This window comes from Enterococcus sp. AZ009 (genome assembly GCF_050548785.1).
Classification (GTDB): domain Bacteria; phylum Bacillota; class Bacilli; order Lactobacillales; family Enterococcaceae; genus Enterococcus_D; species Enterococcus_D entomosocium.
Genome location: NZ_CP172960.1, coordinates 2,256,528 through 2,277,797, shown reverse-complemented (window position 1 = coordinate 2,277,797; position 21,270 = coordinate 2,256,528). Strand labels below are relative to the sequence as shown.

Annotated in this window: 15 protein-coding genes; 14 read left to right on the top strand and 1 reads right to left on the bottom strand. The window is 41.4% G+C overall.

Annotated elements, in window-relative coordinates; genetic code table 11:
• The first annotated feature begins 11 nt into the window (after positions 1 to 11).
• The 12 genes from IGJ74_RS10945 (at position 12) to IGJ74_RS10890 (ending at position 17,073) form a co-directional block, all read left to right on the top strand.
• The gene (locus IGJ74_RS10945; RefSeq protein WP_008378452.1) at positions 12 to 788 is read left to right on the top strand and encodes an ABC transporter ATP-binding protein; all 777 of its coding nucleotides are present in this window, start codon (positions 12 to 14) and stop codon (positions 786 to 788) included.
• Positions 760 to 2,850: an ABC transporter permease gene (locus IGJ74_RS10940; RefSeq protein WP_087663995.1), complete on the top strand. Its 2,091-nt coding sequence runs from the start codon at positions 760 to 762 to the stop codon at positions 2,848 to 2,850. The genes IGJ74_RS10945 and IGJ74_RS10940 overlap by 29 nt, the downstream gene beginning before the upstream one ends.
• 265 nt (positions 2,851 to 3,115) lie before the next feature.
• Entirely contained in the window at positions 3,116 to 4,738 is a 1,623-nt protein-coding gene (locus IGJ74_RS10935) for an Ig-like domain-containing protein (protein ID WP_218192963.1), read from the top strand.
• 182 nt (positions 4,739 to 4,920) lie between these two features.
• Entirely contained in the window at positions 4,921 to 5,970 is a 1,050-nt protein-coding gene (locus IGJ74_RS10930; RefSeq protein ID WP_005235425.1) for an LPXTG cell wall anchor domain-containing protein, read from the top strand.
• Positions 5,971 to 6,268: 298 nt separating this feature from the next.
• On the top strand, positions 6,269 to 7,792 hold the full coding sequence (locus tag IGJ74_RS10925; RefSeq protein ID WP_082741613.1) for a helix-turn-helix domain-containing protein: 1,524 nt from the start codon (positions 6,269 to 6,271) through the stop codon (positions 7,790 to 7,792).
• Between the two features lie 252 nt (positions 7,793 to 8,044).
• Positions 8,045 to 8,953: an ABC transporter ATP-binding protein gene (locus IGJ74_RS10920; RefSeq protein WP_005235429.1), complete on the top strand. Its 909-nt coding sequence runs from the start codon at positions 8,045 to 8,047 to the stop codon at positions 8,951 to 8,953.
• Positions 8,954 to 8,955: 2 nt separating this feature from the next.
• Positions 8,956 to 9,759 (top strand): ABC transporter permease, encoded by an 804-nt coding sequence (locus IGJ74_RS10915; RefSeq protein ID WP_005235431.1) that lies wholly within the window; start codon positions 8,956 to 8,958, stop codon positions 9,757 to 9,759.
• Between the two features lie 107 nt (positions 9,760 to 9,866).
• Positions 9,867 to 10,085 carry a YneF family protein gene (locus IGJ74_RS10910; RefSeq protein WP_005235432.1) on the top strand — a complete coding sequence of 73 codons (219 nt, stop codon included), beginning with the start codon at positions 9,867 to 9,869 and terminating at the stop codon, positions 10,083 to 10,085.
• Positions 10,086 to 10,283: 198 nt separating this feature from the next.
• Entirely contained in the window at positions 10,284 to 12,032 is a 1,749-nt protein-coding gene (locus IGJ74_RS10905) for an ABC transporter transmembrane domain-containing protein (RefSeq protein ID WP_218192964.1), read from the top strand.
• A complete protein-coding gene (locus IGJ74_RS10900) occupies positions 12,032 to 13,807 on the top strand; it encodes an ABC transporter ATP-binding protein (protein WP_005235438.1) in 1,776 nt (591 codons plus the stop codon). Before IGJ74_RS10905 ends, IGJ74_RS10900 begins: the two co-directional genes overlap by 1 nt.
• 306 nt (positions 13,808 to 14,113) lie before the next feature.
• Positions 14,114 to 14,956: a BglG family transcription antiterminator LicT gene (licT, locus tag IGJ74_RS10895; RefSeq protein WP_005235451.1), complete on the top strand. Its 843-nt coding sequence runs from the start codon at positions 14,114 to 14,116 to the stop codon at positions 14,954 to 14,956.
• Positions 14,957 to 15,153: 197 nt separating this feature from the next.
• Positions 15,154 to 17,073, top strand: coding sequence for a beta-glucoside-specific PTS transporter subunit IIABC (locus IGJ74_RS10890; protein WP_005235453.1), 1,920 nt, complete (start codon positions 15,154 to 15,156; stop codon positions 17,071 to 17,073).
• Between the two features lie 76 nt (positions 17,074 to 17,149).
• Here the strand turns inward: IGJ74_RS10890 and IGJ74_RS10885 are convergent, their stop codons facing one another.
• Complete coding sequence (locus IGJ74_RS10885) at positions 17,150 to 18,070, bottom strand: MurR/RpiR family transcriptional regulator (protein WP_005235454.1); 921 nt, start codon at positions 18,068 to 18,070, stop codon at positions 17,150 to 17,152.
• Between the two features lie 260 nt (positions 18,071 to 18,330).
• On the opposite strand from IGJ74_RS10885, the gene IGJ74_RS10880 reads away from it, so the two are divergent.
• Positions 18,331 to 19,722, top strand: a complete 1,392-nt coding sequence (locus IGJ74_RS10880; protein WP_008378426.1) for a 6-phospho-beta-glucosidase — start codon at positions 18,331 to 18,333, stop codon at positions 19,720 to 19,722.
• Between the two features lie 20 nt (positions 19,723 to 19,742).
• Complete coding sequence (locus IGJ74_RS10875) at positions 19,743 to 21,176, top strand: 6-phospho-beta-glucosidase (protein ID WP_008378424.1); 1,434 nt, start codon at positions 19,743 to 19,745, stop codon at positions 21,174 to 21,176.
• Positions 21,177 to 21,270 lie beyond the last annotated feature (94 nt).

Below are 21,270 nucleotides of genomic sequence, written 5' to 3'. Positions count from 1 at the left end.
AAGGAGTGAAGATGATGGCTTTACTAGAATTGAAAAATGTATCGAAAACCTACACAGGGGAAGTGTCTGTTGAGGTTTTACAGCAAATCGATCTCAAAGTGCCAGAAGGAGAATTTATCAGCATTATGGGTCCATCTGGCAGTGGCAAGACCACAATGCTGAATTTGGTGGCAACATTGGATAAACCGACTTCAGGTTCGGTGATCATCAAGGGCGAGCAGCCCCTAGAATTATCTAAGCAAAAACTCGCGGAGTTTCGTCGTCGGCAACTAGGTTTTGTTTTTCAAAACTACAATTTACTTTCGCCATTGAGCGTGCTTGAGAATGTGATTTTACCACTGACATTGGATCGGGTGCCGGTTCTTGAGATGAAAGAACGTTCGGAACAGCTATTACGTGAGCTTGGGATCTATGAGAAAAAAGACAAACGCATCTATCAGCTTTCCGGTGGAGAGCAGCAGAGAGTTGCGATTGCTAGAGCTTTGATCCATCAACCGGAATTGCTTTTAGCAGATGAACCGACGGGCAATCTTGATTCAAAGGCAGCACGAGATGTCATGGAAATACTAAGTCAGATGAACAAGCAACTTAAGGTCACCACCATGATGGTCACCCATGATCCTTATTCTGCCAGCTTTTCTGATCGGGTCGTTTTCATCAAAGATGGAAAGCTGTATAACGAAGTCTATCGCGGGGCTGATCAACAGCAATTTTATCAAAAAATTCTTGAAGTCCTAGCACATTTAGGAGGTCGCCGTCATGAATTTCAGACAGTTGATCATTCGTAATCTGCGGGGGAATTTTCGAACCTATGCGGCCTACTTCGTCAGTAGCGCCTTTGCGGCGATGGTGTTTTATATCTTTAGTCTTTTGCTCTTTCATCCGCAATTGGAAGAAAATTTGTCCAATAGCGGTACACTTTCAGAATTGGCGAAGGTCGGTCTATCCGTCGCACTTGTGGTGATCGCTTTACTGTCGCTGTTGTTTTTATGGTATACATTTGTGGTCTTTTTAAAACGACGCAAACGTGATCTGGCAATCTACTTGATTTTGGGGATCGAAGAAAAAGATCTGCGAAAGATTTTGTTTGTCGAAAATGCCCTTTTAGGAACCTGTGCCACAGTGACCGGTATTGGGTTAGGGATTTTATTGACGAAATTATTGCTGCTGATTGCGCAAAATGTCATGTATCTAACAGAAGGACTGAAATTTATGGTTCCTATGGAAGGTTTAGGATTGACCTTTGGGATTTATGTTTTTATTTTTCTCTTGATCTCCTTTTTCAGTACTCGGGCTTTGCAAGGAGAGCAGATCATCTCCTTGATCAAGGAAAATGAAAAACCGCGTCCTGAGCCAAAAAGTCATTGGGCATTGGCATTTTCAGGAATTGTGCTGTTGCTAGTTGGCTATGGATTGGTCTTTTATTTTAGCTACCAAACGTACTCAATGCTGCCACTTATGCTAGGAGTCTTGTTGACTGTTGCAGGCACGATTTTGTCATTCCATCAGTTCAGCGTATTTCTGTTGAAACGATTAAAGAAACGGTCGACCTTCTTACGGGGCACTCGGATGTTGACTATCAGCGAATGGATCTTTCGCATGCGAGACAATGCGGCGATGTATAGTCTGATCGCTATTAGTACCTCCGTGGCATTCGTTGGGATTTCCGTGATGTTGGCAATCGGCAGCTCTTCTTTTTCTTCGATCCAAGGAATCAGTGTAGCCTATGTGTTTCCGTGGTCTGGGCCAGAAGACCTCAATCATACCGAGGGAAAAGTAAACGAAATTAAAACTGCTATAGAAGAAAAAGGGTATGCGCCTGTAACGGATAGTGTTTCCTTACTATGGGCATATGCGAATCTTGATGAATCTGCAGTTACGAATGATTCATTCTATACGACGAATGGCTTTTCAATTATGCGAGAAAGCGACTATCAGAAAATGATGAAACAAATTGGTGAGGAAGCTGATTCTGTTGCAGATAATCAAATAATGACACTTAGTGCTAATTATTCACGTCGAAAACAGCTTCTAGAAGTCCCTGAGAACGAACGTACAAGTATCTATCCAATCGAATTGGGATCAGAGACCGGTATAAAAAAAGATGTTACGATTGTCCACAGTCCCTCAATGCTTTCTCTGGATTACTTTGGACTGTCAGTTGTGACAGATAAAACCTTTGAGGAGTGGCAAGCCCTCTTGCAAAAATCCACCGACGATATGGAATCTGGTTTTATTTGGTTAGACTATCCAGAATGGGCTGAAACACCTGAATTGGTATCTGATTTCAATGGGATTTTAGATAAAGAAAATGCCTTGATCGATCAGCAATACGAAGAGCTCAGTCAGGAGTTTGAAGCCAAAGGTGACTATACGGATGAAGAGTGGGCAGAAGCAGCAAAAGACATTCCGATGCGTACGTCTTATACCTCGAAATACCAAGTTTTCCAAGAAAATCGTCAAGGAAATGGCATCATCTTAATGATCACGGTATTACTGGGTTCGGTTTTCTTTATTTTCTCCGCTTCAATTATCTATTTCCGTTTATTTGCAGATTTAGATAAAGATGGGGCGTACCACCGTTCCTTGCATATCTTAGGTGTGTCGCCGAAGGAGCGTCACAAAGTTCTGCGACGCCAACTGCAAGTGATGTACTTCTTGCCAACAGTCGTGGCAATGATCCATTTTGCGGTGGCAATGACCGCTTTGCGTATTTTAGTAGAATTGCCTGTATGGCAATACTACGGTGTGATCGTTAGTCTCTTTTTGATTTTCCAAATCGTTTTTTACTTTGTTTGTCAGTATCGGTACTTGCAGCAAATTGATAGGATCGCCGATCCTACAGAGTAATTTATTCTTCAAGCCAAATCTCTTTCAGTTTGTACTGATTGGGATTTGGCTTTTTATTAGCTAGTTTGTCTAAATTTCTATCCATGAAGCCTTTTAATTGTGCAAATCATTAAAAAGCAGATAAAATTAAGTAACGCTCATTTTGTCAAACAAACGAAGAGACACTGTTAGAACACGACAACTGTCAGATGCAAAATTCATTTCGAGTACAGTGAAGGCTGCGGTCGATGGATTTAGGGAAGCACTTATTTGAGGGAGGAGACCAATGATCACACGACTTGGAAAAGCATTTGCAGTCTTACTGTTGCTGATTCCTTTATTTGCTGGTATCCAGATTGTTTATGGGGAAACCGATGTGGGTGCCAACCTGATCACAAATGTATCGATCGTTAATAGCCGCAACGAGGTCATCACAAGTATTGAAAAGGATGATTCCTTCAAAATAGATATGACCTGGAGTTTGGAGGATTTAGGAGATTTAAAAGCCGGTGACAAAGCGACTGTCACCTTGCCAGTTGAGATTGAAGGCGTCAATAATACGTATGCTTTATACGATGAAAATAACAACTTAGTGGTCAATGTTACCCAAGTTGGCAATCAGCTGACCTTTGTTTTCACGGAATTTGTCGAACAAAATACCAATGTACACGGGGACTTTTATTTTTGGACAAAGTTCAGCGATGAAGTGACAGAGAACCAAATCAACAACATCAACTTCGAAACAGTAAATGGAACGCAATCGGTGCCTATTTTTATTCAAGCAGTGGATGATACAGGGGAGGGAGCCTTACTCACCAAACAAGGACTGTATTTAGGTACGCAAGAACCCAAACGGATTATTGATTGGCGTGTGTACATCAACTCGTTTGATACAAATCAAGTGACGATCAAAGATGGAACGTTTATTGATATTTTAGGTCCCCATCAGACACTCATCAGTACGACTGCCCGAGTGGTTTACGGCCCCAGCGTTTCCAACCCAACGTATGTTGAGCAAGTACCGATCGTTTTAAATAGTGATGGCTCCTTTGAAATTCCTTTGCGGGATACGGAGGAACGGATCTACATTACCTACAAAACAGAAACGGATGGTTCATTGGAACAATATACCAATCGGGGCATCCTTGATGCCGTGGTCAATGATGTGCCAAGAACAAGCAGTATTACTGGCTATACGCCACGCTATGGTGGCGGTGGTGGCGGAACCGGTGAACCAGGGGAGTCCAGCAGCACGGAACCAAGTAGTGAAAGCAGCACCAGTAGTACTACCGAACCAAGTAGTGGAAGCAGTACTAGTAGTACTACCGAACCAAGTAGTGAAAGCAGCACCAGCAGTAGCACAGAACCAAGTAGTGGAAGCAGTACTAGTAGTACTACCGAACCAAGTAGTGAAAGCAGTACAAGTAGTAGCACGGAACCAAGTAGTGAAAGCAGCACCAGCAGTAGCACAGAACCAAGTAGTGAAAGCAGCACTAGTAGTACTACCGAACCAAGTAGTGAAAGTAGTACAAGTAGTACCACCGAACCAAGTAGTGAAAGCAGTACAAGTAGTAACACGGAACCAAGTAGTGAAAGCAGTACAAGTAGTAACACGGAACCAAGTAGTGAAAGCCGCACTAGTAGTAGTACGGAACCAAGTAGCGACAGTAGCACCAGTGAATCCACCGAATCAACTAACAGGAGTAGTTCTAGTAATACTGGGGCGGTGTCACCTGAAAATTCATCCTCTGGGATCAATAAGTTATCCAAAACAAATAATTTGCATAATCAATCAGAAAAACAGCACTTTCCTCAAACGAATGAAGTGTCTAATCATTTATGGATTGCAATAGGAATGGTTTTAGCAGGATGCGCATTGAAGTTAGGTTGGAGTAAATTTATCAGGTAGATAGAAACTGAAATTTTGGAGGCAGTTTTATTACTTGGAAGAAAAATTAATAAAGACTTATTTAAAGGAAAGATGCCATTTTATGGCCACTTTCCTTTTTTTTTCGGCGCATGTTTTCTCTGAGATTTTATTATAATTTCTTTATCAAGTTATCTTGAAATATTCATTTAGGAAGTGAGGAAATGAGAAAACTGGTTGGTGTATTAATCACAATACTGCTAATAGGGTTATTGATTCTTGTGTTTGGTTTCGATCATACTTCAGCAAAAGAACGTTCCAGAGGAAATCTGTCGTTTTCTGTACAAACGAACCGAGTGATTTATGACGAAGCCTTGAAAATGATCACGGTTCCGGTACGTCCGAACAAAACACTGACTTCACAAAAGGTTCGTGTCTTACTAACTTATGGTTGGGATGGGAACGGACACAGTGAAAAAGTGATCGGCGAAACAGTTTTAACGAAAGTCGATTGGTTTTCAGGTGTTGAAAACTACTTAAGGATCCATGCGGAGATGGCTATTGATGAGATAAAAAGTATGGATAAAGTTGATTTAGTTGTTATATATGATGGTGAAACAACAATAACTGAAAACCTGAAGCCCGGTCATTGGCAAGTAACCGCGCCGCCAAGCAGTAATGAGAGTACGACAGCTGAGACAAGTAAAAGCTCAAACGAAACGGTAGCAACAAGCGCTTCCTCTAGTAGTATCGAGCCGAAATTTAGCGAGTCTCAATCGACGAGTCCAACGACTTCTGAGGCTGAAATTACCAGTGAAGACATCCAAAGCACACAAAGCACTATCGATATCAGTGATTCGGAAACCGTCAGCACCCAACCAGTCACTAAAAGCGAGCCAAGTCAGACAGAGAGCTGTCAAGAAAACGCAGCAACAGCCATAACGTCTACCGAGAAGGAATCTGCTTCGTCAAAGCATTCAGATTCACAAAAGAAAACCAAAGGATTGCCAGCCAATCAATCCCAGAAAAGTCAGGCGAGCGTTTCATCTAGTGTCCGTACAGAAGAGCACCAAGCGACAACATCTTCTCAAGACAAAAAGGAACAACTTCAACCCACGGAGATAAGCAGTGGCAAGGAGGTCAATGCAGCCGTACTACCGAAAACCGGCAGCAAAACTACCAATCTTCGCTATCTACTCTTTGGTCTAGTAGTGGTTCTGACTGTGTTTCTTTACTGGCTGAAGCGAAAGTTATTTTATGATGAGAAGCTGTAACGAACATACCCAAAAATCATGAGAAAATTGATAACCCACGATTGGAAATTTCTTCCCCAGAATGCACAATCACGTGTTGTTTTGCCGTAATTCATAATTAGTCTGACGATCGTTTTGAGGCGTCAGACTTTTTTTATGAAAATATACAGATAACAAAAGGAAAATTTGTTAAAAGTAATTTGACAGAAAAGAGGGCACAGTGGTACGATCACCAAACATTCACAGCTTACAATTTTGTAAGGTGATAGATTCAAAGCAAAAAACAGCTTTGGCTGACCATACAAGCGAGGGAATTTTCATGTTACACGCACTTTTGGATACCACAGAAAAACAAATTTTTCAGTTTCTAAGTTATTGTTACGAAACGAACAAACCAAAATATACAATTAAAGAGCTTTCTGATGTTTTCAATAGGAGAACGAATAAAATGCAGTCGATCGTGCAACAAGTCGAATGGTTTTGTGCCCGCTATCCTCAGTTTACGTTGATTTATGATGAACAAGAAAAAGAAGTGGTGATTGCTTTTTCTCCACGATTTTTATTGAGTCAAGCATATAATGTATTGTTACAGGGAACCGTTGGGTTTATCTTACTCGATGCACTCTTTCATGGGGACTATCACTCCCTTGAACAACTCAGCCTCAAAACCTTCAGCAGTCTCCGAACGGTCCAACGAAAATTGAAAGAACTAAATCACATTTTGGCGAACTATCATTTGTCCTATAGTCTGAAGAAAGGAGATCCCTTGACAGGTGAGGAATACGCAATCCGCTATTTTTATCATTTAACCTATTGGCAGATTTTCGATGAGAAGCACTCACAGGTCGTGGCATCGATCAAGGATAAAGAAAGCGTTATGGCTTTGTTTGAAACTCATGCTTCTTATATGAGAAAAATCGATATCGATAAGTTTCTTAATCTATTCGCTATCTCCCTGCAAAGAATTCATCAAAAGCATCCAATCACTTTTTTACCAGAGGAAGTAAGTACCTTTGAACATCCACTGATTGAAAGGAATCAGTTTTTTGAGGTCTTTTTAAAGCCATTATTCAACGGCAATCACCTTTCTCTATCTGAAATCTCGGAGCCTGAATGCAGCTTCTTGTATTTTATGTTTGGCGTAATGAACACCTATCTTGAAGAGGATCTTTGCGAGGCGGAACTCTCGTGGTTGACCCAACCCAAGTATCAGCCAGAAGTATTACTTGTTGAACAACTAGCCCAGTGTTTTCGTCTGAGGTTTACCGATGCTGAAAAAAACTATTTACTAGTTAATTTCGTAATGATCCATTCTGCTTCCAACCTTTTTGGTACCCGACAAAAAAGTGATAGTTTTGGTAAACCGACCGACAAGCAAGAGCTACAAGCGGCTTTCCCAGTGCTTTATCCGACCGTGAAACGATTTTTTGAGGAAGCGACTGTTTCTTTACCTGATTTGCGTGCATTGCTGCAAAAGAATGACCGATTGATTTTCCAATACTGTATGTTATTGAGAGTTATTTTTATCAAATATGAACAGCCAGTCACTTTCTCGATCCATTCGAAATACGGAAAAACGCAAGAACTTTGGATGAAGAACCGACTATTGAATGCAACGCATCGAGCGATGGCGCATCTTTCACTTACTCAAAAACCAGATTTGGTCATCAGTGATTATCCGATTCATCAAGAATTTTCTGAGGAAGAACAGCCCTATATCTTTTATTGGAACGGTCAACCAAGCGCAAAGGAGTGGAAACAACTTAAACAAACGATCAAACAGATCAGAAGTGCCAAGAACAAGGCAGCTTTTGAAAAGCTCGTTTTTGCCCAATCGATTTGATCGTACCATGTAAATAATCAGCCGCGTGGGTTGGCTGAGCAGACAGAACTTATAATTTCGTAAGTTTCGGCAGTAAGGCGAAAGTGAAAAGCGACTTTGATAAACACAGGTGTCAAGAAGCAAAAACAGGAACATCGTCGTTCCTTTTTCGCTTCTTGACTTTTTTTTACAGAGATGGCATGGTATACATATTATCATAACGTTTTTTATTTAAAATCGTTGCAGAAAAGGTGTTAGGAAGAAGGGGTAACTTTGACAGAAGTATTAGCACTGCAAAATGTTTCCAAATTGATTGGAACCAAACGAATCATTGAGGATGTTTCCTTTGTGGTGGACCAAGGACAAGTCGTTGGTTTATTAGGGCCTAATGGGGCTGGGAAGACGACGATCATTCGGATGATTGTTGGGTTGATGAAGCACAACACAGGATCGATTGCCATTATGGGGAATTTACTGGATTCTTCTTTTAAAACCGCGATTGCCTCAGTCGGTGCGATCGTTGAAAATCCTGAGTTTTATAATTATATGACAGGCTATGAAAATTTGATGCAGTATCAGCGCATGGCGAAGAAAAAAAGTACGACAGCAGAATTAGAAGCTCTTATTCGTCAGGTACATTTAGAAGGACACATCCATCAAAAAGTCAAAACCTATTCATTAGGGATGCGTCAGCGTTTAGGTGTTGCCCAGGCATTGGTCCATCAACCAGACTTATTAGTTTTAGATGAACCGATGAATGGCCTGGATCCTAAAGGCATGCGGGAGTTTCGAGAAATGATTCTTTCTTTGAGAGAAAAAGGCGTTTCTGTCTTAGTTTCCAGTCATCAATTAAGCGATATCGAACAAATTGCCGATCATTTGATCGTGGTGCAAAAAGGAAAAGTCACTCATCAAGTAGCAATGGCAGAGTTGAAAGCAGAGAAAAATGTACTGATTATTAAAACTGATGATAATGCGGAAACGGAAGCACTGTTAAAAGCTTCCTTTGAGGTCGAGGTCTTGCAGGTTGCAGATGAATTGCAAGTCACTCTAGCAACAGATCAGCGTTCGGCAATCGCTGCAGCGATCGTGACGGCTGGGATCGGCTTGAAAGAACTACGGACAAAGCAATCTTCTCTAGAAGATACATTCTTGGCTTGGACCGAAGAAGGAGGTTTGTAAGCATGCTGACATTGATTAAAAATGAATGGATCAAATTAACCAAAAAGCGTTCTACTTGGATCATGTTGCTTTTATTGGTTTTAATGACGTTTGGCTTGACCTATGTTGTACGCTTAGGTAGTCCAGAAATTGGTGCCAATGATTTGTTTGCTTCTTTGAGCGACATGACTTCCTTTTTAAACTTATTTGTAGTGATTGTGGCAGCTTCTTCAGTGGCGGAAGAGTTCAGTCGTGGAACGATCAAGTTCTTATTGATTCGGCCTTTTTCCAGAAGCCAAATCTTAGCAGCAAAAGCCATCAACACGTTTTTATTTGCGCTTTTAGGGACTGCTGTTTTACTAATCAGTAGTTTAGCAGCCGCCAATTTATTTTTAGCAGCTGAATCACCTTTTGCTGCTACTGGCTACAACGGGCTAGCGGCGATTTTCGTTGCCCTTGTTTTTGCGGGAACCAACTTGCTATTGATTGTCTTTTATATTGCATTGACCATCTTTATCTCAGCCGTCATTCGCTCTCAAAGCCTGGCGGTTGGCTTAGGCTTGGGTATGTTGTTTGGAAGCAGCATCATCAACTCGATCATGCTTTTTGCGCAAGAAAAATACCCATGGCTGAAGTGGAACCCGTTTAATTTTATGAATATCAAAGAGCAGATACCGAGTTTATTAAATAGTCCTGACATGCAGATGACTGGCTTTGATCCGGGATTGGGCTATTGGGAAATGGCGATCGGGATCCTTGTTTATAGTGTTTTAATCTACCTTTTAACAAATTGGTTATTCAATAAAAGAGATGTCGCATTAAGTTGAGGAAACGAGTGAAAGTTTTTGGATAAATCCAGCTTTCACTCTTTCTTTTTGTGTTTTTTTCTAGTAAAATGATTCATTGAGAGTACAAGAGAAAGGAGAGTTTTCAAATGGTTAGTGTAGGAATCGTAATCGTGATCGCTGTTGTTGCAGCATTACTAGGCGCTGTCGGCGGCTTCTTTTTGGCGCGTAAATATATGCAAGATTATCTAAAGAAAAATCCTCCCGTTAATGAGGATATGCTTCGCTCGATGATGATGTCAATGGGTCAAAAACCTTCTGAGAAAAAGATTCGTCAGATGATGCAGCAAATGAAAAACCAAAAGTAGGTTTTTTTCTAAGAAGCGGGCTGATTTTATCAGCTCGCTTTTTATTGCGGCAAAATGCAGAAACCAATAGAATGTCCCCAGGCTGCTTTTTCTATTTACGTTCTGTGAATAGCGGGGTAGCAATCGAATCTGAATCTAATAAATATTCGGAAAAATCGCAAAATTTAGGCAACAGGTCACAAAGAAATGGAGAGTGTTATGTCAATATTTAGGAAGTTAGGTTGGTTTTTTAAACAAGAAAAGAAACATTATTTGTTAGGCGTAGGCTCTTTAGTCCTAGTCGCCTTGGTACAGTTGGCCCCTCCCAAAGTTATCGGGATCATCATCGATGAAATTGCGGAAAAAGAGATCTCGATGCAGACGATCTTTTTTTGGGTTATGATCTTGATTGCTTCAGCTATCGCTCAATATGTGTTTCGTTTTGTCTGGCGAACGCATATCTGGGGCAGTGCCGCTCGGCTAGAAAAAACGTTACGCAGACAGCTATTTGCACATTTTACAAGGATGGATCAGTTGTTTTATCAAAAGCATCGGACAGGTGATTTGATGGCCCATGCCACCAATGACTTGAATGCCATCCAAAATGTGGCAGGGGCGGGGATCTTAACCTTTGCCGATTCCTTCATCTCGGGAGGGGCAACCATCATTGCGATGGTTCTCTTTATCGACTGGCGGTTAACGATCATTGCTCTATTGCCGCTGCCTTTCTTAGCAGTCATGGCACGGGTTCTTGGTAGCAAATTGCATGATGCGTTTCGTGACTCGCAAGAAGCCTTTTCTTCCATCAACGACAAAGCCCAAGAAAGTATTACTGGGATGAAAGTCATCAAAACTTTTGGACAGGAAAAAGAGGACATCGCTGATTTTCAAACCAAAATCGACCATGCCATTATCAAAAACCGCAAAGTCAATTTTCTGGATGCCTTGTTTGATCCGTTTATTACGATCATCATCGGAATCTCCTATGTGCTGACGATCATCGTTGGCGGCAATTATGTTATGGACGGTACCATCTCGATCGGTCAATTGGTATCCTTCATCAGTTATATCGGTATGTTAGTTTGGCCGATGTTTGCCATCGGACGTCTGTTTAATGTGCTGGAACGAGGCAATGCTAGTTATGATCGGGTTGCCGAATTGTTGGCGGCAAAGACCCATATCATTGAAGCCAAAGATGCGGTCGATGCCCCAGCCCAAGGAACGGTGAACGTTCAAATCAATGATTTTCACTATCAAGGAGATGATTTTGCCCTGCAAGACATCCACTTTACTTTGCCTGCCGGGCAAACACTTGGTGTGGTCGGGAAAACTGGTGCAGGAAAAACCTCTTTGATGAAGCTCTTGTTGCGAGAGTATGATTCATTTGATGGGGCGATCACCTTCGGGGGCATCGACAGCAAGCATTACTCTTTGAATGCTCTTTTGGGTTCGATCGGTTATGTTCCGCAAGATCATTTCTTATTTTCCATGACGATTCGAGACAATATCCGCTTCGCGCAACCACGGGCTTCTCAAGCAGAAGTTGAAGCGGCTGCTAGATTAGCAGTGATCCACGAGGATATCAGTCAGTTTCCTGAAGGGTACGAAACGATGGTGGGGGAACGTGGTGTTTCTCTTTCCGGCGGACAAAAACAGCGTTTATCCATTGCCCGTGCCTTGATCACTGACCCAGAATTATTGATTTTAGATGACGCCCTTTCAGCAGTAGATGCCAAAACGGAAGAAGCTATTTTACAACAATTACTGACATTCCGTCAGAATAAAACAACGATCATTGCTGCCCACCGCCTAAGCAGTGTCAAGCATGCAGAAGAAATTCTCGTGATCGACAATGGGAAAATCAGTGAACGTGGGACCCATGAACAATTATTGGCTGCAAATGGCTGGTATAAAAAAATGTGGGACAAACAGCAACTAGAAGCCAAAATCGAAGGGAGTGAAGCCTAATGCAAGAATCAGAATGGAGCAAATCGATTCCCTTTAAAGAGCAAAAAAACATCATCAAACGAATGTTTCTTTTTGCCAAACCGTTTCGAAAAACCTTCTATGCAGCGATCTTTTTTGCTTTTGTGCTATCGATCATCAATATCTTGTTGCCTTTGATCATTCAAACCTTTATGGATAATTATTTGACCAATCAGACGGCGACCCAGCAAGTCATTTATTTCTTTGCTGCGTTGTATTTCTTTGGGGTGTTGGTAAAAGCCGTGATTTGGTTTTTCCAATGGTTCCTTTATTCAATGGGTTCTTTAAAAACCTATCAATATATTCGAGCAAAATTATTTGAAAAATTGCATAGTCTTGGGATGCGCTATTTCGATCAGACGCCAGCGGGTTCGATCGTTTCACGGGTCAGCAACGACACAGAAACATTGTATGAATTTTGGTATGTCTTCTTGATGGTATTGACAGGAATTTTTGCGGTGGTTTCTTCTTTTGCCGCCATGTTCCGCATCAACGTCAAAATTGCCTTACTAAACTTGATTTTTCTGCCAATCCTAATGGTAGTCATCTGGTATTATCAAAAATTCAGCTCTCGTATCTATCGTCAAATGCGGGAAAAACTGAGTCAGCTGAATACGAAATTGAATGAATCGATTTCTGGTATGCAGATCATTCAACAATTCCGCCAAGAGGCGCGGCTGAATGAAGAATTCGAAGCGACCAACGATGATTATTTGAAAACCAGATACGCTATGATCCGCACGAATGCGCTGCTACTATCACCAATCATTAGTTTGTTGTATGCCTTAGCGATCGCCTTGTCATTGACGCTCTTTGGGTTTGATGCTTTAGAATCGCCGATTGAAGTTGGGTTAATTTTCGCCTTTACGACCTATATTCAAGGATTCTTTAATCCAATGACACAGATGATGGATTTTCTCAGCGTCTTTACTGATGGGATGGTAGCCGGCAGCCGGATTTTGAAGATTATGGATAACGAAGAATATACGCCGCAGCAAAATTCCGATGCCAGTCAAACCATCACCAAAGGAAAAATTGAATTTCGCGATGTCAGTTTTTCCTATGATGGAAAAAACAACGTATTGAATCATATTTCTTTCATCGCCTATCCAGGTGAGACCGTGGCTCTAGTCGGTCACACAGGAAGTGGCAAGAGCTCGATCATCAATGTGTTGATGCGTTTTTACGAATTTGGGGAAGGGCAAATTTTGATCGATGATCAAGATATCCGCGACTTCACGATGGAAGAGCTTCGGAAAAAAGTTGGACTCGTATTGCAAGATGCTTTCATGTTTTATGGGGACATCGCTGACAATATCCGCTTATTGAATCAGGACATTCGTGAAGAACAGATCGAAGCAGCAGCAAAATTTGTTCAAGCAGATGCCTTTATTCAAAAACTACCTGGTAAATACCACGCCAAAGTGATTGAACGGGGTGCCAGTTATTCAAGCGGGCAACGGCAATTGATTTCCTTTGCCCGAACGATGGTGACCGATCCGAAAGTGCTGGTCTTGGATGAGGCGACTGCCAATATCGATACTGAAACAGAAGGACTGATCCAAGAAGGCTTGGCAAATATGCGTCAAGGGCGAACCACGATCGCGATCGCCCATCGATTGTCTACCATTCGCGATGCTGAGTTGATTTTGGTGCTTGATAAAGGCTCGATCGTCGAACGAGGCACCCATGATGAACTTTTGGCTCAAAAAGGGTTGTATGCCGATATGTACCGTTTGCAGGCAAGTGAAGTTTAATAGCTTTGATAGTAATGCTAACCTTAAAGACTCTCGTTTTTAAGGTTTTTTTGTACGAAAAAAAGAAGGAAGGGATGAAAATAAAAATAACGAACAACGATTGACAGCGCTTTCTACCTTTGCTATGATAAAGATAATAGAACTGGTTCTAATGGATAGTGATTGTTGATTTTTAACAAGCTAAACCTGATGAAGCTGCGGTATTTGCGCTGCTTTCATGAGGTTTTTTCTGTGTTGACTGTTGGCTAAACAATAAAGACAAGCAATGAACCATATCCGCAATGATAAAGTAAGTGGGGGTAGGACATGAAAATCAGTAAAGTGTTAAACAATAATGTTGTGATCACTACCGATCAAAGTCAAAACGAGATTATTGTTATGGGGCGGGGGATTGCCTTTAAGAAAAAAGTGGGAGATGACATTTCTTCAGAAACGGTCGATAAAGTATATCGCTTAGAAAATCAGACGATCTTATCTCAATTTCAAGAGCTGCTTGCTGACTTACCACTGGAATATCTTGAATTATCCAATGAGATCATTGAGTATGCTCGGCGAGAATTGTCATCCCCCATCAATGATTCCATCTACATCTCGCTGACAGATCATATGCACTGTGCCATTGAACGATCGAAAAAAGGAATGACGGTCAAAAATGTCTTATTGTGGGATATCAAGCGTTTTTTCCCCGATGAGTACCAAATAGGCTGCAAAACAGTAGAAAAAATCAAAGAACATTACGGGATTCAGCTGCCAGATGATGAAGCTGGCTTTATTGCTCTGCATCTGGTCAATGCGCAAACCGAAAATGGTGACCAAGGCAATATTGCTGAGCTAACCCAAACGATGCAAGACATCATTAACATTGTTAAATATTTTTTCAAAACCACCTTTGATGAAGAGTCCGTTTATTTTTATCGCTTCACTACGCATTTGAAATTTTTTGTCTCAAGAATGCAAAACCATACCCCTCATACGGATGAAACCGATGAAGATCTTTTGGCTATGGTCAAAGTGAAGTACCGAAATGCGTATCAATGCGTACAAAAAATCGCTGAACTATTAGAAAATCAATATCAGTATCAAATGTCCAGTGACGAAAGTTTGTATTTAACGATTCATATTGCCAGACTTGTGCAAAAAAATCGTTGATTGAAATAAAGAAGAAAGGAGAAGGAGTTTTACTCAGTGCAAGATATAGAAGAAAGAATAATTTTTTGGCAATGATTTTTATTAAAACGTATTTTTAGGACCGCTAGTTAAGAAGCAGCATATCAAAGACGAAACATTTTGGATAGTGACATTCAGTTGGCTAAACCTTCAATACAAAAAAATTGGAGGAATCAAAAATGGGTAAATATCGTGAATTAGCAGAAAAAATTGTCGCAAATGTCGGTGGGAAAGAGAACATCAATAGCTTGACGCATTGTATCACACGCCTGCGTTTTAAATTAAAGGATGAAGGCGTCGCAAATGATGAAGTCTTAAAGAACATGGAAGGTGTCGTGACGGTCATGAAGAGTGGCGGTCAATACCAGGTGGTTATCGGAAACCATGTGCCAGATGTCTATGCAGAAGTGATCGATGTTGCAGGAATCAGTGGTGATGCTGAAGAAACAGCCTCAGGTGGCAACTTGTTTGATCGTTTGATCGATATTTTGAGCGGCTGCTTCCAACCCTTCTTAGGTGCTTTGTGTGCGGCTGGGATGATCAAAGGACTAAACGCACTGTTGCTTTTTATTGGTACAACAGGTTTGATCGATTATACAACAACGACTGGTACCTATGTGATGTTCAATGCGATTGGTGATTCGATCTTCATGTTTATGCCGGTGATTTTAGGGTATACGTCAGCAAAAAAATTCCGCTTAAATCCAATGGTGGGAATCGTGATCGGGTCGGCGCTTTGCTATCCGACGATTCAAGGATCAGCCTTGCAAGCGGCATTTGTTGCCGGAGCTGGCGAGGGAGCTGCTGCACCTTATAGCTTATTAGGCTTGCCAGCGTATGAAACCTTCTTAGGGATTCCGTGGGTTGGTGCGACATATACTAGTAGTGTGGTTCCAGTAATCTTTATCATCGCATTCGCTGCACAAGTTCAAAAATTGGCGAAGAAAATCATTCCGTCTGTTGTCCAAACATTTTTAGTGCCTTTCTTGGTTTTATTGATTGCATTGCCAATTGGCTTTTTGGTGATTGGACCTGTGATCAGTATGTTGACGGATCTTTTAAGCTCAGGATTTGAAGCATTGATGGACTTCTCTCCAGCGATTTATGGTTTGTTATTAGGCTTCTTCTGGCAAGTCTTGGTTATTTTCGGCTTGCATTGGTCAGTTGTGCCACTACACATTATGCAAGTGACACAGCTCGGCTACAGTCAAATTTTGGTAGCATCATTTGGTGCCAGCTTTGCCCAAACAGCGGTAGTGATGGCTATGTACTTTAAACTTAAAGACAAAAAACTAAAAGCTCTATGTCCACCAGCCATTATCTCAGGACTTTTTGGTGTAACAGAACCAGCAATTTATGGGATCACGTTACCGAAAAAAATGCCGTTTTTCTTCTCAATGATTGGTGGGGCGGTCGCAGGTGCCTTCTTAATGATCAATGGCACAACGAGCTATACCTCTGGTGGTTTAGGCGTCTTTGGAATCTTTAACTATATCACTCCAGAAGGCGATGCCAGTGGCATGTGGTTCTCGGTCATCGGGATCTTGATCGCTGCAGCGATTGGTTTTGGTTTGACGATGGCTTTCTGGAAAGATGATGCGGTGGAAGAAGAAATCGCAGAAGGACAACCAGCGATGACTGTTCGGAAAGAAGTAATCACTTCCCCTGTTGAAGGAACGATCGCACCACTAAGCAGTGCAAAAGATGAAGCCTTCGCACAAGGGATTCTAGGAAAAGGCATCTTGATCCATCCCTCAAAAGGCGAAGTTGTGGCTCCTTTTGACGGAACAGTAATGACCTTGTTCCCAACCAAACATGCCATTGGGTTGATCTCTGAGAACGGCTTAGAGCTTTTGATCCATATTGGTTTAGATACTGTTCAATTAAACGGTGAATACTTTGAAGCCCATGTGAAGCAAGGAGACACGGTGACTCGCGGACAAAAATTGATCACCTTTGATAAGGATGCATTGATCAAAGCTGGATTTAATATTGAGACCCCAGTGTTAGTCACCAACTCCGCCGATTATTTGGATATCATCGAGTCAGACAAACGTGAGGTAGGCTGTTCCGATGATTTGATCACGGCTTTAGTTTAGCCAAAAACTTTCTAACAAGTTCTACGTAAGGTTAAAAGCGATCGCCCATGTGAAGCGATCGCTTTTTGTCAGTCATTTAATTGGGAAACAGTGAGTCTTTATAATGAAGATTTTTATCGTAGGTTGGCTCAGCGATTATCGTCGATGATGTAGGGCGCTTGTCATAAGCCATGCCAATATCGATCAAATGCTGCAAGTTTTTTTCATAATGCTCCGAAAAGACGACTGCGTACAACAAATCCAGCAAGTAGCAAACGGACGTATTGATCGTAAAGTTGGCGATCTTTGAGTAGAGCCGTTCTCTTGTCGTGATATTCAAAACACAATTACTTAATTTCGCCAAGGAGTTCTCCCCGATACTCGTCATGCCAATGATGGAAACCTGCCGCTCGGCAAGGATCTTACCGATTTCTTTGACCATTTTGTTTTCACCGGTGTAAGAAATCAAGATCGCGGTCGTATCGGAGGTACAGTTAGATGCCTCGTAAGCACTCTCGCCGAAGGTGTCGCAGACGTGAATGTTTTTTCCTAAACGCCGCATCTTCAAAACAAAGTCTTGAGAAATCAAGGTATTGGCATTACTGGCGAAGATCTTGATATGGTTGGCGTTGAGCAACGATTGTTTCGCTTTTTGTAATTCATCATGATGGATCAAGGAAAGCGTATCTTCAATCGTTGTTTGTTCAAGCTTTGCCAACTTTTTGGCGATGGTCATAATGCCGTCATGGGAGGAAAAAGGGAAGTTCGCATCTACATCTGTAAAATGGCTGCTCATATAAGTTTGCTCTTCCACAAAGGCCGTTTTTAAGTCGAGCCAACCATTGAAGCCTAATTTTTTAGCAATCCGAATAAAAGTAGAAGGATGAACGTAGGTCTTTTCTGACAATTCCTTAATGGTTTGATCCGCCATCGCAGTCGGGTTGGCTAATAAATAATCGATCAACGATCGTTCCGCTGGTGCTAGTTTGATTTGGCGCATTTTTTCTTGTAACAACATGGTATATATGCTCCTTTTTACATTTTTTTATGATTATTTGTAAATGGTTTTTACAAAAATTCGTTTTTATTCAGTACCTAGCGAATCGTTTACATCCTAATTATTCCTTATTTGATGCTCTTTGTAAATCTTTTTTACAAAACATCTGCAAGAAGAAGCGAGATTTGCAAACGCTTTTTCTAAATATGCTATTTACATTGAATCAAATGTTTTTATGAATGATAATAAGAATGTAAATAAAATAGCAAAGGAGCAATACAATGACAAAAGGAATTAAAATTGCAACCATTGGTGGCGGCAGCAGCTATACCCCGGAGTTAATGGAAGGCTTTATCAAACGCTATGAAGAATTGCCGATTCGTGAAATTTGGCTAGTAGATATCGAAGCAGGAAAAGAAAAATTAGCAATCGTTGGTGCGATGGCACAACGGATGTGGGATGCGTCACCCTACGATGTAAAAATCCACATGACATTGGATCGAGAAGAAGCGCTAAAAGATGCTGATTTCGTTACGACCCAATTTCGAGTAGGGTTGCTGAATGCCCGCATTAAAGATGAACGAATTCCTGCTTATTATGGCATGATTGGTCAAGAAACCAACGGCCCTGGCGGAATGTTCAAAGCGTTTCGTACGGTTCCAATCATTCTTGAAATTGTTGAAGACATGAAACGTTTATGTCCGGATGCTTGGTTGATCAATTTTGCGAATCCAAGCGGCATGGTGACTGAAGCAATCGTGCGTTACGGAAAATGGGACAAAGTGATCGGGTTGTGTAATGTGCCAGTCATGGCAACCATGATTGAGCCAGCCTTGATCGGTAAAGAACCGGACGAATTGATCTACAAATTTGCAGGATTGAACCACTTCCATTGGCACAAAGTTGCTGATTCACACGGCAACGATGTAACGATGGATATTATTGATAAAATGTATGAAGAAGACAATGGCTTACCGAAGAATATCTTTGATATTCCATTTTACAAAGAACAGCTAGAACAAATGAAGATGATCCCTTGCGGTTATCATCGTTACTACTATCGTCAAGAAGAAATGCTGAATCATGCGATCGAAGAATACAAGACTGTTGGGACCCGTGCACAGCAAGTGAAACAAACCGAAGCCGAATTGTTTGAGTTGTACAAAGACCCTGAATTGGATCATAAACCTGAACAGCTGCAAAAACGTGGTGGTGCGTATTACTCAGATGCAGCGTGTGAAACGATTGCTTCCATTTATGCCAATAAAAATACCCAAATCGTTGTTTCAACAAAAAATGAAGGCGCCGTTCCAGATCTTCCTGCCGATTGTGTAGTTGAAGTAACAGCTTACGTTGGCGGACAAGGTGCTAGAAATGTTGCCTTTGGTGAGTTACCGACAGCTGAAAAAGGTTGGTTACAGGTAATGAAAGCAATGGAATTATTAACGATCGAAGCAGCAGTGACTGGGGATTACAATATCGCATTACAAGCCTTCACCATCAACCCATTGGTTCCATCAGGTGATACGGCAAAACGTGTCATGGACGAACTGTTTATTGCCCACAAAGATCACTTGCCTAAATTTAAGGAAACGATCGCACGTCTTGAAAAAGAAGGCGTAGAAGTACAAGATGAAGTAGCCCGCGAACTTGATCGCGAACTAGTTAAATAAAGAGAAAGTAGGAAAGAAACATGGCATTTAGAAAAGACTTTTTATGGGGCGGCGCAACAGCTGCCAATCAATGTGAAGGAGGCTACCAAGAAGGAGGACGCGGCTTGGCAAACGTTGACGTGGTACCGATCGGCAAAGATCGTTTTCCAGTCATTACTGGTCAAATGAAAATGTTCGATTTTGATGACGAACATTTCTACCCAGCAAAAGAAGCGATCGATATGTATCATCGCTACAAAGAAGACATCGCGCTATTTGGCGAAATGGGCTTTAAAACCTACCGTTTGTCGATCGCTTGGAGTCGGATTTTCCCTAAAGGGGATGAAACAGAACCAAATGAAGACGGCTTGAAGTTCTATGAAGATCTTTTCAAAGAATGCCACAAATATGGGATCGAACCATTAGTAACGATCACTCACTTTGATTGCCCAATGCATTTAGTTGAAAAATACGGAGCATGGCGTTCTCGTGAATTAGTCGGATTCTATGAAAACTTGTGTAACGTGATTTTCAACCGCTACAAAGGATTAGTAAAATACTGGTTGACCTTCAACGAAATCAACATGATTCTACATGCGCCATTTATGGGAGCGGGACTTTATTTTGAAGAAGGCGATAACGTTGAGCAAGTGAAATATCAAGCGGCTCATCACGAGTTGTTGGCATCCGCAATCGCAACGAAAATCGCTCACGAAGTTGATCCTGAAAACAAAGTAGGTTGTATGCTGGCTGCTGGCGCGTACTATCCATATACAAGCAAACCAGAAGATGTCTGGGAATCACGCAAAGCAGATCGCGAAAACTATTTCTTTATTGATGTTCAATCACGTGGGGAATATCCACAATATGCGCTGAAAGAAATGGAACGCAATGGGATCGAAATCAAAATGGAAGAAGGCGACCTTGAGCTGTTGAAAGCTCACACCGTAGACTTTATTTCTTTCTCTTACTATTCTTCACGCGTATCAACAACGGACGCTGAATTGTTAGAACAAACGGCTGGCAATATTTTTGCCTCTGTGAAAAACCCATACTTGGAAGCAAGTGAGTGGGGTTGGCAAATTGATCCACTTGGTTTGCGGATTACAATGAATGACATTTATGACCGTTACCAAAAACCATTGTTTATCGTTGAAAATGGTCTAGGCGCTGTGGATACACCAGATGCAGATGGCTATGTGGAAGATGATTACCGCATCCAATATTTGGCAGAGCATATCCAAGCAATGAAAGATGCGGTTGAACAAGATGGTGTCGACTTATTGGGTTACACGACTTGGGGTTGTATCGATTTAGTTTCAGCTGGAACAGGTGAAATGAAAAAACGCTATGGTTTCATTTATGTGGACCGTGACAATGAAGGAAACGGCACCTTGAAACGAACAAAGAAAAAATCATTTGATTGGTACAAACAAGTGATTGCTTCAAATGGTGAAGATTTATCGAATAACTAATCAAAAGAAGCTGCAGTTGATCCCGTTGAGAAATCAAAGGGGATCAACTGCAGTTTTTTTAAAGTCTTTTTGAAATCTTTGTAACGAATGGTTT

Excerpts from the sequence above, each read along its gene's own strand:
- IGJ74_RS10925 (WP_082741613.1), top strand. The coding sequence starts at position 6,269 with ATGTTACACGCACTTTTGGATACCACAGAAAAACAAATTTTTCAGTTT.
- IGJ74_RS10935 (WP_218192963.1), top strand. The coding sequence starts at position 3,116 with ATGATCACACGACTTGGAAAAGCATTTGCAGTCTTACTGTTGCTGATT.
- IGJ74_RS10915 (WP_005235431.1), top strand. The coding sequence starts at position 8,956 with ATGCTGACATTGATTAAAAATGAATGGATCAAATTAACCAAAAAGCGT.
- IGJ74_RS10900 (WP_005235438.1), top strand. The coding sequence starts at position 12,032 with ATGCAAGAATCAGAATGGAGCAAATCGATTCCCTTTAAAGAGCAAAAA.
- IGJ74_RS10880 (WP_008378426.1), top strand. The coding sequence starts at position 18,331 with ATGACAAAAGGAATTAAAATTGCAACCATTGGTGGCGGCAGCAGCTAT.
- IGJ74_RS10910 (WP_005235432.1), top strand. The coding sequence starts at position 9,867 with ATGGTTAGTGTAGGAATCGTAATCGTGATCGCTGTTGTTGCAGCATTA.
- IGJ74_RS10890 (WP_005235453.1), top strand. The coding sequence starts at position 15,154 with ATGGGTAAATATCGTGAATTAGCAGAAAAAATTGTCGCAAATGTCGGT.
- licT (WP_005235451.1), top strand. The coding sequence starts at position 14,114 with ATGAAAATCAGTAAAGTGTTAAACAATAATGTTGTGATCACTACCGAT.
- IGJ74_RS10940 (WP_087663995.1), top strand. The coding sequence starts at position 760 with ATGAATTTCAGACAGTTGATCATTCGTAATCTGCGGGGGAATTTTCGA.
- IGJ74_RS10905 (WP_218192964.1), top strand. The coding sequence starts at position 10,284 with ATGTCAATATTTAGGAAGTTAGGTTGGTTTTTTAAACAAGAAAAGAAA.
- IGJ74_RS10945 (WP_008378452.1), top strand. The coding sequence starts at position 12 with ATGATGGCTTTACTAGAATTGAAAAATGTATCGAAAACCTACACAGGG.
- IGJ74_RS10875 (WP_008378424.1), top strand. The coding sequence starts at position 19,743 with ATGGCATTTAGAAAAGACTTTTTATGGGGCGGCGCAACAGCTGCCAAT.
- IGJ74_RS10930 (WP_005235425.1), top strand. The coding sequence starts at position 4,921 with ATGAGAAAACTGGTTGGTGTATTAATCACAATACTGCTAATAGGGTTA.
- IGJ74_RS10885 (WP_005235454.1), bottom strand. The coding sequence starts at position 18,070 with ATGTTGTTACAAGAAAAAATGCGCCAAATCAAACTAGCACCAGCGGAA.